Source organism: Labrenzia sp. OB1 (assembly GCF_001624695.1).
Lineage (GTDB): Bacteria > Pseudomonadota > Alphaproteobacteria > Rhizobiales > Stappiaceae > Roseibium.
In genome coordinates this window covers 199,858-213,474 of the sequence record NZ_JSEP01000008.1, presented here as the reverse complement: position 1 = coordinate 213,474, position 13,617 = coordinate 199,858, and the positions used below count along the sequence as shown (strand labels likewise).

The 13,617-nt window shown below is 59.9% G+C and carries 12 protein-coding genes and 1 tRNA gene; 8 read left to right on the top strand and 5 right to left on the bottom strand.

Annotated features, from left to right (window positions below; genetic code table 11):
• Positions 1–16 precede the first annotated feature (16 nt).
• The 3 genes from OA90_RS13220 to OA90_RS13210 are packed head-to-tail and all read left to right on the top strand — an operon-like array spanning position 17 to position 2,263.
• The gene (locus OA90_RS13220; RefSeq protein ID WP_082837021.1) at positions 17–487 is read left to right on the top strand and encodes a GNAT family N-acetyltransferase; all 471 of its coding nucleotides are present in this window, start codon (positions 17–19) and stop codon (positions 485–487) included.
• A 2-nt stretch (positions 488–489) separates the two neighbouring features.
• Positions 490–801, top strand: a complete 312-nt coding sequence (locus OA90_RS13215; RefSeq protein WP_082837029.1) for a YrhK family protein — start codon at positions 490–492, stop codon at positions 799–801.
• The gene (locus OA90_RS13210) at positions 788–2,263 is read left to right on the top strand and encodes a cobyric acid synthase (RefSeq protein WP_068412100.1); all 1,476 of its coding nucleotides are present in this window, start codon (positions 788–790) and stop codon (positions 2,261–2,263) included. The genes OA90_RS13215 and OA90_RS13210 overlap by 14 nt, the downstream gene beginning before the upstream one ends.
• Before the next feature lie 11 nt (positions 2,264–2,274).
• On the opposite strand, the gene cbiB is transcribed toward OA90_RS13210, so the two are convergent.
• Together cbiB and cobD are read right to left on the bottom strand one after the other, a co-directional pair.
• The gene (gene cbiB, locus OA90_RS13205) at positions 2,275–3,252 is read right to left on the bottom strand and encodes an adenosylcobinamide-phosphate synthase CbiB (protein ID WP_068412098.1); all 978 of its coding nucleotides are present in this window, start codon (positions 3,250–3,252) and stop codon (positions 2,275–2,277) included.
• A 9-nt stretch (positions 3,253–3,261) separates the two neighbouring features.
• On the bottom strand, positions 3,262–4,263 hold the full coding sequence (gene cobD / locus OA90_RS13200; RefSeq protein ID WP_068412097.1) for a threonine-phosphate decarboxylase CobD: 1,002 nt from the start codon (positions 4,261–4,263) through the stop codon (positions 3,262–3,264).
• Between the two features lie 189 nt (positions 4,264–4,452).
• Here cobD and OA90_RS13195 point away from each other — a divergent pair, with 189 nt between their 5' ends.
• A complete protein-coding gene (locus OA90_RS13195) occupies positions 4,453–4,689 on the top strand; it encodes a hypothetical protein (protein ID WP_068412095.1) in 237 nt (78 codons plus the stop codon).
• A 31-nt stretch (positions 4,690–4,720) separates the two neighbouring features.
• On the opposite strand, the gene OA90_RS13190 is transcribed toward OA90_RS13195, so the two are convergent.
• Both OA90_RS13190 and OA90_RS13185 read right to left on the bottom strand, forming a co-directional pair.
• The gene (locus tag OA90_RS13190; protein ID WP_068412093.1) at positions 4,721–5,851 is read right to left on the bottom strand and encodes a carboxylate-amine ligase; all 1,131 of its coding nucleotides are present in this window, start codon (positions 5,849–5,851) and stop codon (positions 4,721–4,723) included.
• Positions 5,852–6,131: 280 nt separating this feature from the next.
• Positions 6,132–6,205, bottom strand: a tRNA-Cys gene (locus OA90_RS13185).
• A 249-nt stretch (positions 6,206–6,454) separates the two neighbouring features.
• On the opposite strand from OA90_RS13185, the gene OA90_RS13180 reads away from it, so the two are divergent.
• The 3 genes from OA90_RS13180 to OA90_RS13170 all read left to right on the top strand — a co-directional run bounded on the left by OA90_RS13180 (position 6,455) and on the right by OA90_RS13170 (position 9,891).
• Entirely contained in the window at positions 6,455–7,117 is a 663-nt protein-coding gene (locus OA90_RS13180; RefSeq protein WP_068412378.1) for a protein-L-isoaspartate O-methyltransferase, read from the top strand.
• A 320-nt stretch (positions 7,118–7,437) separates the two neighbouring features.
• Positions 7,438–8,829: a TolC family outer membrane protein gene (locus OA90_RS13175; RefSeq protein WP_244274613.1), complete on the top strand. Its 1,392-nt coding sequence runs from the start codon at positions 7,438–7,440 to the stop codon at positions 8,827–8,829.
• A gap of 285 nt (positions 8,830–9,114) precedes the next feature.
• The gene (locus OA90_RS13170) at positions 9,115–9,891 is read left to right on the top strand and encodes a DUF2497 domain-containing protein (protein ID WP_068412078.1); all 777 of its coding nucleotides are present in this window, start codon (positions 9,115–9,117) and stop codon (positions 9,889–9,891) included.
• Positions 9,892–9,976: 85 nt separating this feature from the next.
• On the opposite strand, the gene OA90_RS13165 is transcribed toward OA90_RS13170, so the two are convergent.
• Complete coding sequence (locus tag OA90_RS13165) at positions 9,977–10,402, bottom strand: DUF1284 domain-containing protein (RefSeq protein WP_068412075.1); 426 nt, start codon at positions 10,400–10,402, stop codon at positions 9,977–9,979.
• A gap of 248 nt (positions 10,403–10,650) precedes the next feature.
• Here OA90_RS13165 and OA90_RS13160 point away from each other — a divergent pair, with 248 nt between their 5' ends.
• Positions 10,651–13,581, top strand: coding sequence for a valine--tRNA ligase (locus OA90_RS13160; protein WP_068412072.1), 2,931 nt, complete (start codon positions 10,651–10,653; stop codon positions 13,579–13,581).
• The last annotated feature ends 36 nt before the right edge of the window (positions 13,582–13,617 follow it).

Here is a 13,617-nt window from a genome sequence, read left to right as displayed (position 1 = left end):
GCCAAACCGAGGACATATGCCTTTTACGATTATCGCCGCGAGCAGCGCGGACTCTCATGAAATAGCAATTGTGCTCCGCCGCTCGATTATGGAACTCTGTTCGGACGATCACGACAACAACCCGAAAAAATACGAGCCCTGGCTCAAGAACAAGACCGCGGCAAATATTGAAAACTGGATACACGGGCAGGGCGGTGTTTTCACCGCTGTCGACCCGCACCGCAAGGTGCTTGGGGTGGCAATGGGATCGCCGGATGGGGAAGTGCTCTTGAATTATGTCCTGCCCGATGTCCGCTGCACGGGGATCAGCAAGATGCTTATGCGGACACTGGAGGACTATTTCCGCGACCGTGGCCTGGAAAGGGCTCGGCTGACGAGCACGGAAACGGCGCGAAGGTTCTACCATTCGCTTGGATATTCCGAGACGGACGAGATTGAGACTCGCAGGGGAATGACCTTCCGGAGATTCGAAAAGGTGTTGGAATGAATATGAGCGGACTTTTTGATACCAGCCGCCGAACGGCAACAAAAGATCACGCGGAAATCGTCCGCCGGTTTGAGCTTTATCGAACGCTTGTCGAGTTTCTGGCAGCGCTGGCGTTTATCGTCGGCAGCGTCTTCTTTTTTTACGAAAGTCTGATTTACGCGGGAACCTGGCTGTTTCTTGTCGGTTCGGTTCTTTTCGCCGTCCGCCCTTCCATTCGCCTGCTGCTCGAACTGCGTCTGGCCAATCTGCCGGTGCCGGAGGAGTTCCGCCCTTATGGAGCTGCCCGGGACAAAAGTGTCCATGGTGACGGGTAAGCTGGTGAGAGCACCGGCGGTCATGATCCAGGGCACGGGCTCCAATGTGGGCAAGAGCCTGATCGTGGCAGGCCTGTGCCGTCTGTTCGCCGATCGCGGCCTCGTGGTGCGCCCGTTCAAGCCGCAGAATATGTCCAACAACGCGGCGGTGACCGCGGATGGGGGAGAGATCGGCCGGGCACAGGCGCTTCAGGCGTTGGGATGCCGTGCGGAAATGTCCGTCCACATGAATCCGGTTCTGCTGAAGCCGGAAACGGACACAGGCGCCCAGGTTATCGTTCAGGGAAAACGTTTCGGTACTTTGCGGGCTCGGGAATACGGTAGGCAGAAAGCAGAACTTCTTCCGAAAGTTATAGAGAGTTTTTCAATCACATCCTCAGAAGCGGAACTGGTGATTGTGGAAGGTGCCGGCAGTCCGGCGGAAATCAATCTGAGAGCCGGTGATATCGCCAACATGGGCTTCGCCGAAGCCGCCGGTCTGCCGGTTCTGCTGTGTGCCGATATCGACCGTGGCGGCGTGATCGCATCCGTTGTCGGTACCCACGCGGTTCTGGAGCCAGCGGAGCAGCAGCGCATTCGGGGATTTTTCATCAACCGCTTTCGCGGGGACCCCAACCTGTTCGAGGAGGGCATGCGGGAGATCGAGGCGCGCACCGGCTGGCCGGGACTGGGCGTGGTTCCCTGGTTTGCCGATGCCGCCAGACTTCCGGCCGAAGATGCGCTCGGTCTGGCTGACGGGTTCGGCCGTGACGGCATGAAGATCGTTGTGCCGGTAATCTCCCGGATCGCCAACTTCGATGACCTTGATCCCTTGCGCCTGGAACCGGGTGTCGTGCTCGAGTTGATCCAGCCGGGGAATCCTTTGCCGGGCGATGCGGATGTCGTGTTGCTGCCCGGATCGAAGTCGACCATTGGCGATCTGGCGTTTTTCCGCGCCCAGGGATGGGATATCGATCTGAGGGCCCATCACCGGAGAGGCGGCCATATTCTTGGCATTTGCGGCGGTTTCCAGATGCTCGGCAGGACGATTTCAGACCCCGATGGCATCGAAGGTGCGCCTGGTACGGTCGAGGGGCTCGGCTTCTTGAACGTGGAGACCGTATTGACACCGGAGAAATCCACGGTGGCGGCAACCGGCACGCATGTGGCCAGCGGCGCGCCGGTCTCGGGCTACGAGATCCATGTCGGACGCACAGCGGGACCGGACTGCGGCAGGCCGATGATGAAGCTTGCGGGAAACAGTCCGGACGGCGCTGTCTCCGCCGATGGCCTTGTGTCGGGAACCTATGTCCACGGCCTCTTCACGAATGATGCCTTTCGCGCGGCCTACCTGTCGGACTTCGGTGCAAGCTCGAGTGTCGCCTACGACCGCAGCATCGACCTGATCCTCGACGATCTGGCGGCCCACCTGGAACAGGCGCTGGATGTGGAGAAAATACTGCAGATTGCGCGGGCGGGATAGCCGGCTGCTTTCTATAGCGTGAAAACAATCGCAAGAACCGCCACGAAAACCGTTTGCAACGCGAATGCGCCGAGCATGATCGTCAGTGCACTGGAAATATCGGCCGCCGATGCATCTCTGCGTCCGGCTGCATTCAGGAAGCGGTCGTTGACCGTATAGCCGGGGTAGATCCTCGGGCCTGCGAGGGACAGGTTCAGCGCTCCGGCCATCGCCGCTTCCGGCCAGCCGGCATTGGGAGAGCGGTGTTTTCCGGCATCGTCCAGCGTACACCGGACACTCGCGCGGATCGATCCACGTGCAAGCGGCGCAACCAACGCGATGAATAGGGCGGAAAGCCGGGACGCCGGCAGATTGATCAGGTCGTCGAACCTTGCGGAGGCCCAGCCGAAATCCGCGTAAGCCTCGTTCTTGTGGCCGATCATGCTGTCGGCGGTGTTGACCGCCTTGTAAGCGATCAGGCCCGGCAGTCCGAGCAGGGCGAACCAGAATACCGGCGCGACCACACCGTCGGAGAAATTTTCCGCACAGGATTCGATGGCCGCCCGCGAGACACCGGCCTCGTCGAGCTGTTTCGGATCCCGCCCGACAATCATCGAAACGGCTTTTCGTCCGCCTTCAAGGCCAGCGGTCTGCAGTCCGTCGCGCACAGCCGCCACATGCCGGTAGAGGCTGTTGAGCGCCATGAAAACCGCAGCGATCACCGCGGTGAAGACTTCCCCGAGCGGCAGGCTCGCGGCCAAAGCATGGATTACGGCTCCGATCAGGAGACTGCCTGTCACCAGAAGAAACAGGGTCAGGGCACCACCGAGCTTGCGGATGAAGGGATCGTGGGCTGTCTTGTTGAAGTGCCGGTCGCAGACTGAAATCAGCTTGCCGATCCACACGACGGGGTGGGGCAGCCGCTTCCACAGCCAGCCCGGATCGCCGATCACCGCATCGAGCAACAACGCTGCCAGCAACACCCAGAGCGCGTTTTCATAAATCAACATGATTGCTGGTTAGAGGTCTTTTTGCGCATCGGCAAGAGCTTGCGAGAGGCGCACGAGATTCGCGGGGCCGCCGGGCAGGCCGAAGCGGATCCAGGTCGGCGCATAGTCGAAGACCCGTGTCCAGATGTGGCGGCGGGCCAGGGCCTCGTGCAGCGCCTTCGCATCCCTGAGACCGGCAAGCGCGAAGAGTGTCGTGCCACCAAAGACGCTCAAGCCGGCTTCGGAGAGCGACAGGGTGAGGTCGGCCATCTCATCGGCAAGCCGGCGTGTCATGTTCTGCCGAAAGGTGTCGTCCCGAAGTGCCGCAGCGCCGATTTCCAGCGCCGGTCCGCTGAGGCACCAGCTTTCCAGCCGCTCGGCCACCTTGCCGGTAATCGCTTTGTTGCCGCCGAGAAAACCGAGCCGCAGACCCGCGAGACCGAAGAATTTGCCGAAGGATCTGAGAACCAGGATGTTCTCATCGCCAAGATGCGGCAGGATGCTTCCACCCGGCACGACGTCCGCGAATGCTTCGTCGATGACCAGATATCCCCCGCGTTCCGTAAGGGTGCGGGCGATGTCCAGCAAGCTCCTGACATCGACCAGGCGCCCGTCCGGATTGTTCGGGTTGACCAGCACGGCGATCTTCGCGTTCGCCGGGACGGCGTGGATGCTTGAGATCTCGACTGGCGACCGGTTCTCGCGCGTCCACACGGCCTTGTGGCTGGAATAGGTCGGCGAGACGAGGGCGACGGGGCCATCCGGCAATGTCAGGGGGAGCAGCGAAAGCAGGATCTGCGTGCCCGGCGCGGCAACAAGGCCCAGATGCTCCGGCACCATGTAGGCTTGGCGGGCAGCTGCGATCAGCCGTTCCTCCGAGGCTTTCTCGGGCAGAGCCGTCCAGGCGCCGGAGGAAATGGTCTGCGGCAGCGGATAACTGTACGGATTGATGCCGGCCGACAGGTCCAGCCAGTCCTCCCGCATGCCACCAAAACGTTCCATTGCCAGGGTCAGATCCCCGCCATGCTCCATGGATTTGTCCTTTCATGGCCTTCACAGGCAAACGGAGTAATCTTTTCGAGAGGCTTATCCGATTTGGCAGGCAAGGTCACCGCCGGAAACGACACCGTCTTGTCAGATCTGCCGATTGACAGAACCGGCTTGAAATCAGAAAAGAACAAAATAGGAACAAAGAGCCTCTAACCATTCTTGGAGTTTAAAATGACCGCTGGCCGCAGCCGATCGCCGAACGATTTCGACAGGGCTGCGGTCCTGGCGGTATTGGGTGAGGCGAGGGGCACGCTTATCGAGGCGAAGCGGTGCCTGCGGCCCAGGTCCGGGCTGTCGCGATCCGCCGATGCGCTGATTTGCGAAATCGATGAATTCGGGCTCGTACTGACGGGCGCGCAGGACTACTTTCACCTGAAGGCGCATGGAACACCCGGACGTCAGTCCTGATATGGCCTGGTTTGGCGTGAGCGCTGAACTGTCAAAGGCACGATTGGGTTTCGCGCACCAGATGATCGACGATCCTGTCGAGCCTGTCCTTCGGAACGGCGGCATCTTCCGCGACGCCTTCCGCCAGAGCCAGCTGTCTGTCCGCGGATGTGCCTCTGGAAGTGATGGCGCGGATATGGTCCAATTCCTGCTCGCAACCGAAGTGGACCGCATCCGGCATCACCAGTTCGACAAGCTCGCCGACCATGTCCTTGAAGGGAGAGGTTTCGTTGCGGCCGAAATCGATCAGCCTGGCCGCCGTACCGTATCTTTGGGCCTGCCAGCGGTTTTCCGCCAGCAGGAAACGGGAATAGCGCCGCCAGCTGAGATTGGCCCTGCGTAGCCGATAGAGCATTCGGCACAGGCACCGGTAGAGAGCAGCGATAGCAACGGCATCGTCCAGCAGCGGGCAGACATCCGTGATCCGCATTTCAAGTGTGGGAAAACGGTCCGAAGGCCGTAAATCCCACCAGATCTTGGTTGCATCCTCGAGGACACCGGCACGGGTGAGGATATCGACCGTATGCCGGTAGTTGGAATGGCTCTCGAATGCGGGAGGCAAACCGGTCCGGGGCATCTCGTTGAAAACCGATAGCCGGTAGGACTTCAGTCCTGTCTTGCGGCCGCGCCAGAAGGGGGAGGAAGTGCTCAGGGCCAGAAGATGGGGCAGGAAATATGCAAGCTGGTTGAACAGCTCGATCCGCAATTCCTCGTCTTCTATCCCCACATGCACATGCATGCCGCAGATCACCATGCGCTTGGCGACGACCTGCAGGCTTTTGGCAATTTCATTGTAGCGCTCCTTGTCGGTATGCGCCTGGTCAGTCCATTCGGCAAAGGGATGCGTGGAGGCGGCGATTGGGGCCAGGCCGAAGACGGCTGCTTCGCTGGCGACAGTCCTGCGAAAACCGGCCAGTTCGCCGCGCACTTCAGCCAGGGTCTCGCAGACCGGTGTGCCGACCTCGATCTGGCACTTCAGGAATTCGGGGCTGACCTGATCCTTCAGCGCCGTTTCACACGCCGTGAACAACTCCGCCGGCGGGGACCTCGCCAAATCGCGCGTTGCCGTGTCGACAAGAAGATATTCCTCTTCGACACCGATGCTGAAACTGGGCTCGTTCATCAGATGAGCATCCCGGTTTCGCGCGCGCCGCGTCAAGGCAGGAGAAATGCGGATGGGGTCAAAGGCCCATCACTCGCTACTGTCCGCTCACGGTTCGTTGCGTGGACACGCATGTCCAATATGCGCTTTCCACCTGTGGTGCTCGTAAATATTCCCCGCTGTCGAACCAACACCGGAGACGCTATCGTGAGGATGAGGAAACGGCCACACTCCCTGACGGTACAGTGACTGCCCCGTTGTCGGGAACACAGGCGGTAGGGAGATCAAAAAGGCGGGAAAATGGAGGCCCCGACCGGAATCGAACCGGTGTGCATGGATTTGCAATCCACTGCGTAACCACTCCGCCACAGGGCCCCAGGGTGGTGTGTCGCGCCTTATCAAACAGTTGCACGATTTGGTCAAGTCCTGAATTAGGGGCATTACGGATTTCCACCACTGCAAGGAGGGATTGCCGAATTTCAGTCTACCGGTAACGAAAACCCGGCAGAAACCGGGGACTTCCGCCAAAGCGATGCAGGAGATGCTTGTCAGGCAGCTTCTGCCTCGTTAATGAACGTTTCTCAAGAGGCGCCGGATACCCGGCAAGTCAAAGTGAGGGCCGATATGACGGACTTTAGCCAGTCCCGCCGCAAGATGGTGGACAACCAGCTGCGCACCAATGATGTGACCGATCACCGGATCCTTGATGCGATGGAGCTTATCCCCCGGGAGCGCTTCGTGCCGGCCTCCAAAAAGGTCGTCGCCTATATTGACGAAGACCTTCCCATTGGCAGCGGCGAAACGGGCAGGGTGCTCATGAAACCGCATATCTTCGGCAAGCTCGTGCAACTCGCCGATATACGTGAAAACGATGTTGTGCTGGTCGTCGGGGCCGGAACCGGTTACAGCGCCGCGGTGGTATCGAGACTTGCGGCCTCCGTTGTTGCGTTGGAAGAAAACGCCGATCTTGCCAAGACCGCCACAGAAGTTCTTGTCGATCTGGGGATCGAAAACGCTGTTGTTGTGGAAGGTTCGCTGGTGAAAGGCTTTGCCGGTGAAGGTCCGTACGACGTGATCCTTGTGGACGGCGCCGTCGACGTTCTGCCTGCAGCCCTGACGGACCAGTTGAAGCCTGATGGCCGCCTTGCGGTTATCGAAGGCCGTGGCGGCGCCGGGGCTGCAAAGCTTTACCAGAGATCCGGTAATGCGGTCAGCAGCCGTTTCGGCTTCAACGCCGCCGTCAGCCCTTTGCCGGGTTTCGAGAAAGCCGAAGATTTCGTCTTCTGAGGCGACACTGCGGCCTACGGTGCGATTGGGACACTCATTGTGCTTCAACGAGTGCGGCCGATATGCGCGACTGCACTGAATTGACAATGAAAAATCTTTTTCGGCTGTCTGTGATCTCTTTGGAAAGCGGATTGGTCCCGGGTGCTTTCAGCTGGGCAATTTGATTGCAAATCATCCGCACGCCCCGCATCGGGCAGAAACTTGTTGCCCAGAAGCCGCACTTGCGTATTTTCCAAATTTATCCGGTTCAAACGGTTGAAGAAAAACACTCATCAGTTTACTCAACTTAATCAAGATGGTTGGTCCGGAAGGAGTGTGGAGTGTCTGGTCGTTCAACTTTTAAAATTGTGGCCATCGCGTTGGTCCTGTTGGGGGGCGTCTCCGCCAGCGCATTGACCGGGGCGGCCTATTCGACTGCGTATGCTGAATCCATTTCAGATGCTCTGGCGCTGGCTTACACCAACAACCCATCCCTGAATGCCGCCCGCGCGCAGCTGCGCAGCGTTGACGAAGGCGTTCCGCAGGCGTTGTCCGGCTGGCGTCCGACGGTCTCGGCGTCCGGTTCGGCCGGGCGGATAGCTTCCGACGTTGACGGCTCCAGTTCCTATTACAACAATTCGTCGATTTCGTTGTCGATCAGCCAGATTGTTTTCAACGGCTTCAGGACGGTCAACTCAACCCGTCAGGCGGAATCGCTTGTCCGTGCGCAACGTGAAAGCCTGATGGCGACCGAGCAGGACACGCTCCTTGACGCGGCCAGTGCCTACGTCGATGTGATCCGTGACACCGCGCTTGTATCGCTTCAGCGCAGCGACCTGAAATTCCTTCAGGAGCAGGTCCGTGCCGCCAGGGACCGGTTTGATGTGGGTGAAGGCACCCGCACCGATGTCAGTCAGGCAGAAGCCCGGGCCGCCGAAGCCCGTGCAAGCCTGAACACCGCGCTTGCGAATCTGAACACCAGCCGCGCCGTATATCGGCAGGTCATCGGTATCGAGGCCAACAGATTGTCCGCGAACACGACAATCAGCCGTTATGTCCCAACTTCTCTTGAAGAAGCGCTCCAGGCCAGCGAAACCAGGCAGCCGCTGATCCGTCAGGCGCAGCATCAGGTCGACGCGGCGGTTTTCAACATCAAGACGATCGAAGGCGATTTGATGCCCCAGGTCACTCTGGATGGCAGCTTTACCCGCACTTGGAACCCGTCCTCGAGCACGGACCTCAGCGACAACGCGCAGATTTTCGGAAACGTCACCATTCCCCTTTATCAGGGCGGCAGTGTGTCATCGCAGATCCGTCAGGCGAAGGAAGATCTGGGTCAGACCCGGCTGTTGCTGGATGTGACCCGCGATCAGGTCCGCGCCAATGTTATTTCCGCTTGGGGGAACTATCAGGCCGCCGAAGCTTCGATTGTCGCCGCGCAGGCTGCCGTCGAGGCACAGCAACTTGCTCTTGAAGGGGTAATTGAGGAACAGCGCGTCGGTCAGAGGACGACCCTGGACGTTCTCGATGCACAGCGGGAACTGGTGAGCCAGCAGTCCAATCTGGTAACTGCGCAGAGAAACCGCATCATTGGCGGTTATCAGCTGGTTGCCGCAGTCGGCCGTCTCGATGCTGAATCCCTCAGCCTCAGTGTCGCGCGTTACGATCCATCCAAACACTACAGGGCGGTCCGCGACCAGTGGTACGGCTGGCGCACGCCTGACGGTAGGTAAGATCAAAGTAACCTCTCTACTGCATTATGGCAGTCACAGAACGATATTCTGTGGCTGCTTTTTTGCTTTGCTGATGAAAATATCGGTAATTTGGCTCATGTTGACCTGAAACGAACAGCATGGTTCCACTGCAGGCGAGTATTTTCCGACTAAAAAGGGGAAAAGACGCTTGTTGGCAGTCCGCTCGCTTTGCGCGTTTATGGTTGACCCGCATAATTCCGGTTAACGAATCATTCAGATAAAACTGGGTGTTCCGTCGCGTAGCCGAAAAGTACGGGGGAAGTCATGGCACAGGCGAAAAAGGCTGAAGAGCCGTCGATGGAGGAGATCCTCGCATCGATCCGCCGGATCATATCCGACGAGGACTCCCAGGGTGCTGACGCAGGCGAAGCCGAAGTCAGCAAAGAAAATGAAACACCGGTTGCAGAAGAGGCGGCTAACGATATGGGCGATGCCTCCGAAATGTCCCAGGATGATCTCGACAAGCTGTTCGACATGGACGGCGACGTTGAAGATATTGCTGAAGATGAAGATCTGGACGACATGGCCGCGGCCATGGAAGCCGACGCTGAGGCAGAAGCGGAAGCAGAAGCCGACCCCGACCCCGACCCCGTTCCGGATGAGATTGATGAAGATGTCCTTGAACTGACGGAAGAGCTCGCGGTTCCCGACGAAGAACCGTTGGAAATGGTGGAGGGTCTTGCGGAGGATTTCGACAGCCCGGAAAGCGACGTGTCGTTTGCCGAGCCTGAACCCGAGCCGGAGCCCGAACCAGAGGCTGCGCCCGAACCAGCTCCGGTGATTGCGACAATGCCGATACCGGACGACCTGCCGGTCGTTGCGGATGAAGCCCCACTGACATCGGACAATACCGGAGATGCTGTTCACGCGGCGTTCGACAATCTGACCAACATGTTTGTCGGCTCGCAGGCGCAGACCGTAGAAGAGCTCGTCAAGGACATGTTGCGTCCGATGTTGAAAGCCTGGCTGGACCAGAATCTGCCTCCGATGGTGGAGCAGATGATTCAGAAGGAAATTCAGCGCGTCACACGCCGCCGCTAGATTTCGGCAGCTGGTTAGGGATCTCCAGCACTTTCAGAAAATCCGAAGTCATTCGGCGTTTGCGTTCTGATGTGGAATTTTTCGATCAGGGAGCTGCAAGCCGGCAGTCCTTGAAGCCGTCCCGTGAAATAGCGCTGCAAAGCAGGTGCCATTCGCAACCGGCGCAGGCGGAGCGGATCGCCCCGGCCTGAAAGGCTTCCCTGAGATCGCGAACCCGCTTCCTGTTCAGCGACAGGCTCCCGGCGGTTTCAAGATCGCAACCCAGAACATCGGAGATCTCGGCTGCCGCAAGCCGGTCTCGCTCCACAACGCTGCTATTGTTGCAGTGACAGGTCTCTTCCTTGAGCATCGGCTGGCAGATGTCATCCGGACCGCTGACGAGACGCAACGGCTCCCCTGCGTTCAGCCTCTCCACGATCCGGTCGTAGTTGCGCACGAAATCCACCGTGTAACCTTTGCCGAGATAAGTCAGCAGACAGAGAAGGTGATGCGGGCGCAGCGAGATACTCATGGGGACCTTATTGCAGGAAACTGAACGCTACCCAAGCCGGGAGTTGCCTCGGGACAGGAATTCACGCGAACTGAGCCTTGCCGGACCATGCCGGACACCCGCCCGGACATGCAAACAGCCACTTTCGCGGCGTGCAGTGAGGCTTCACCGATGGTTTCACGGGTTTACCCGGTTGACTTGCGCCGACGCATCCGATTTACACGATGGCTCACGAATACCGAGATTCATCCTCCCATTGAGTGACCCTGATGCTGGATAAGACCTACGATGCGGCCAGCGTTGAGCCGCGGATTTACGAAACCTGGGAAAAGGCCGAAGCCTTCAAGGCCGGGGCCGGTGCAAAGGAGGGGGCACCCGCCTTCACCATCGTAATTCCGCCGCCGAACGTGACCGGCTCGCTTCACATGGGGCACGCTCTCAACAACACGCTTCAGGACATCCTGATCCGCTGGAAGCGCATGCAGGGCTTTGACGTTCTGTGGCAGCCGGGGACCGATCACGCGGGCATCGCGACGCAAATGGTCGTCGAGCGCGAACTGATGGAAAACCAGCAGCCCGGACGCCGCGAGATGGGACGCGAGGCTTTCGTCGAGCGGGTCTGGGAGCAGAAGCGCAAATCCGAGGGGACGATCCTCGGCCAGCTGAAGCGTCTCGGGGCCTCCTGCGACTGGAGCCGGACCGAGTTCACCATGTCGCCAAACCTTTCGGCTGCGGTCCTGAAGGTTTTCGTCGATCTCTACAATGAAGGCCTGATCTACAAGTCCAAGCGACTCGTGAACTGGGACCCGAAGTTCGAGACCGCGATTTCGGACCTGGAAGTCGAGAATATCGAGACCGACGGTCACATGTGGCACTTCAAGTATCCGCTGGCCGGCGGCGAAACCTACGAATATGTCGAGAAGGACGAGGACGGAAACGTCATCCTGCGCGAGACCCGCGACTATATCTCCATCGCCACGACACGCCCGGAGACCATGCTCGGCGATGGCGCGGTCGCCGTTCATCCGGGTGACGAGCGCTACCGGTCGATCATCGGCAAGCTGTGCGAGATCCCGGTCGGCCCGAAGGCCCAGCGGCGCCTGATCCCGATCATCACCGATGAATATCCCGATCCGGAATTCGGTTCCGGCGCGGTCAAGATTACCGGTGCGCATGACTTCAACGATTATGGCGTCGCGCAGCGTAACAAGATTCCGATGTATCGTCTGATGGATACGACGGGAGCGTTGCGCGCGGACGGTGCGCCCTATGAGGAGGAAGCCGGCAAGGCGCAGACGATCCTTGACGGCGCCGAGATGACGATCAACGAGATCGACCTCATCAACATCGTGCCGGACGACCTGCGCGGCCTGGACCGCTATGAGGCACGCAAGCGCGTCATCGAGCAGATCACCGCCGAAGGTCTCGCGGTCATGGTCCCGGCCGACCATCCGGAGGTGGCCTGGATGAAGGGGCAGGCGCCGGAATGGCATCCCCTTGGCCGGGCGATCGTCCGGCCGCTCGAGGACGATGCCGAGGCCCCGTCCGAGCTGCCGCTGGTCGAATCCAAGAAGATCATGCAGCCCTATGGCGACCGTTCGAAGGTTGTCATCGAACCCATGCTGACCGACCAGTGGTTCGTCGATGCCAAGACGCTCGCTGCACCGGCCCTGAAGGCGGTTCAGGACGGCGACACCAAATTCGTACCGGGCAACTGGGACAAGACCTATTACAACTGGCTGAACGACATCCAGCCCTGGTGCATCTCGCGCCAGCTCTGGTGGGGGCACCAGATCCCGGTCTGGTATGACGAAGACGGCAACGAATATTGCGCGCAGACCGAGGAAGAGGCGATTGCGAAGGCCGGAGGCAAGGCCCTGACCAGGGACGAGGATGTCCTGGACACCTGGTTTTCGTCCGCGCTCTGGCCGTTTTCAACCCTCGGCTGGCCGAACAAGACGCCGGAGCTGGAGCGCTATTACAAGACCGATGTCCTGATCACGGGATTCGACATCATCTTCTTCTGGGTTGCCCGCATGATGATGCAGGGCATCCACTTCATGCACGAGGTGCCGTTCCACACCGTCTACATCAACTCGATCGTGGTCGACAAGAACGGGAAGAAGATGTCGAAATCTCTCGGCAACGTTCTCGACCCGCTCGACCTGATCGACAGCTACGGCGCCGATGCAACCCGGTTTGCGCTTGCCAGCCAGGAGGTCCAGTCGCGCCGGACGTTGCGGATGTCCGATCAGGCGGCCGAAGGCGGCCAGCGCTTCGCCACCAAGCTCTGGAATGCGGCCCGCTTCGCCGAAATGAACGGCTGCGCCCGTGTGGAAGGCTTCGATCCCGCCACGACGGCGCACACGCTGAACCGCTGGATCGCCACGGAAACCGGGAGATGCATCTCCGAGGTGACCGCTGCGCTTTCGGACTACCGCTTCAACGACGCGGCCGGCGCCGTCTACCGGTTCACCTGGAACACATTCTGCGACTGGTTCCTGGAACTCGCCAAGCCGGTCTTCAACGGAGAGGACGAGGCCGCGAAGGCGGAAACCAGGGCGACGGCTGCCTGGGCCATGGACGAAATCCTCAAGGTCCTGCACCCGTTCATGCCGTTCCTGACGGAAGAACTCTGGGAACGGCTCGGCGAGGGCGGTTCCGGTGCCGGCAAATTGCTGATGCTCAGTTCCTGGCCGGAAGCGCGGATTTCCGACGAAGTGGCCGCCGCCGAGATCAACTGGCTGGTCTCCCTGATTTCCGAGATCAGGTCTGTCCGCGCCGAGATGAACGTTCCGGCCGGCGCCAAGGTGTCCGTCGTTGTCGTCGGAGCGAACGACCAGACCCGGGCCCGCCTGGATACGCACAAGTCGGCCATCCTGCGCCTTGCGCGCGCCGAAACCGTTGACCTTGCGGACGCCGCCCCGGCCGGTTCGGCACAGCTGATCGTCGGCGAGGCGACGGTATGCCTGCCCCTGGCCGGCGTGATCGACCTCGGTGCGGAAAAGGCGCGTCTCGACAAGGAAGCCGGTAAGCTGGAGTCCGAGATCTCCAGGATCGAGAAAAAGCTCTCCAACCCCAAGTTCGTCGAAAAGGCTCCGGACGAGGTTGTCGAGGGCGAGCGCGAAAAGGCGGCCGAGGCAGGCGAAAAACTGGACAAGGTCCGGATCGCCCAGAAGCGGCTCGCCGAAATCGGCTGAACGAGAACCAGGCGGTCCGGGAAATGAGAACTTGTC

Excerpts from the sequence above, each read along its gene's own strand:
- OA90_RS13220 (WP_082837021.1), top strand. The coding sequence starts at position 17 with ATGCCTTTTACGATTATCGCCGCGAGCAGCGCGGACTCTCATGAAATA.
- OA90_RS13215 (WP_082837029.1), top strand. The coding sequence starts at position 490 with ATGAGCGGACTTTTTGATACCAGCCGCCGAACGGCAACAAAAGATCAC.
- OA90_RS13210 (WP_068412100.1), top strand. The coding sequence starts at position 788 with ATGGTGACGGGTAAGCTGGTGAGAGCACCGGCGGTCATGATCCAGGGC.
- cbiB (WP_068412098.1), bottom strand. The coding sequence starts at position 3,252 with ATGTTGATTTATGAAAACGCGCTCTGGGTGTTGCTGGCAGCGTTGTTG.
- cobD (WP_068412097.1), bottom strand. The coding sequence starts at position 4,263 with ATGGAGCATGGCGGGGATCTGACCCTGGCAATGGAACGTTTTGGTGGC.
- OA90_RS13195 (WP_068412095.1), top strand. The coding sequence starts at position 4,453 with ATGACCGCTGGCCGCAGCCGATCGCCGAACGATTTCGACAGGGCTGCG.
- OA90_RS13190 (WP_068412093.1), bottom strand. The coding sequence starts at position 5,851 with ATGAACGAGCCCAGTTTCAGCATCGGTGTCGAAGAGGAATATCTTCTT.
- OA90_RS13180 (WP_068412378.1), top strand. The coding sequence starts at position 6,455 with ATGACGGACTTTAGCCAGTCCCGCCGCAAGATGGTGGACAACCAGCTG.
- OA90_RS13170 (WP_068412078.1), top strand. The coding sequence starts at position 9,115 with ATGGCACAGGCGAAAAAGGCTGAAGAGCCGTCGATGGAGGAGATCCTC.
- OA90_RS13165 (WP_068412075.1), bottom strand. The coding sequence starts at position 10,402 with ATGAGTATCTCGCTGCGCCCGCATCACCTTCTCTGTCTGCTGACTTAT.
- OA90_RS13160 (WP_068412072.1), top strand. The coding sequence starts at position 10,651 with ATGCTGGATAAGACCTACGATGCGGCCAGCGTTGAGCCGCGGATTTAC.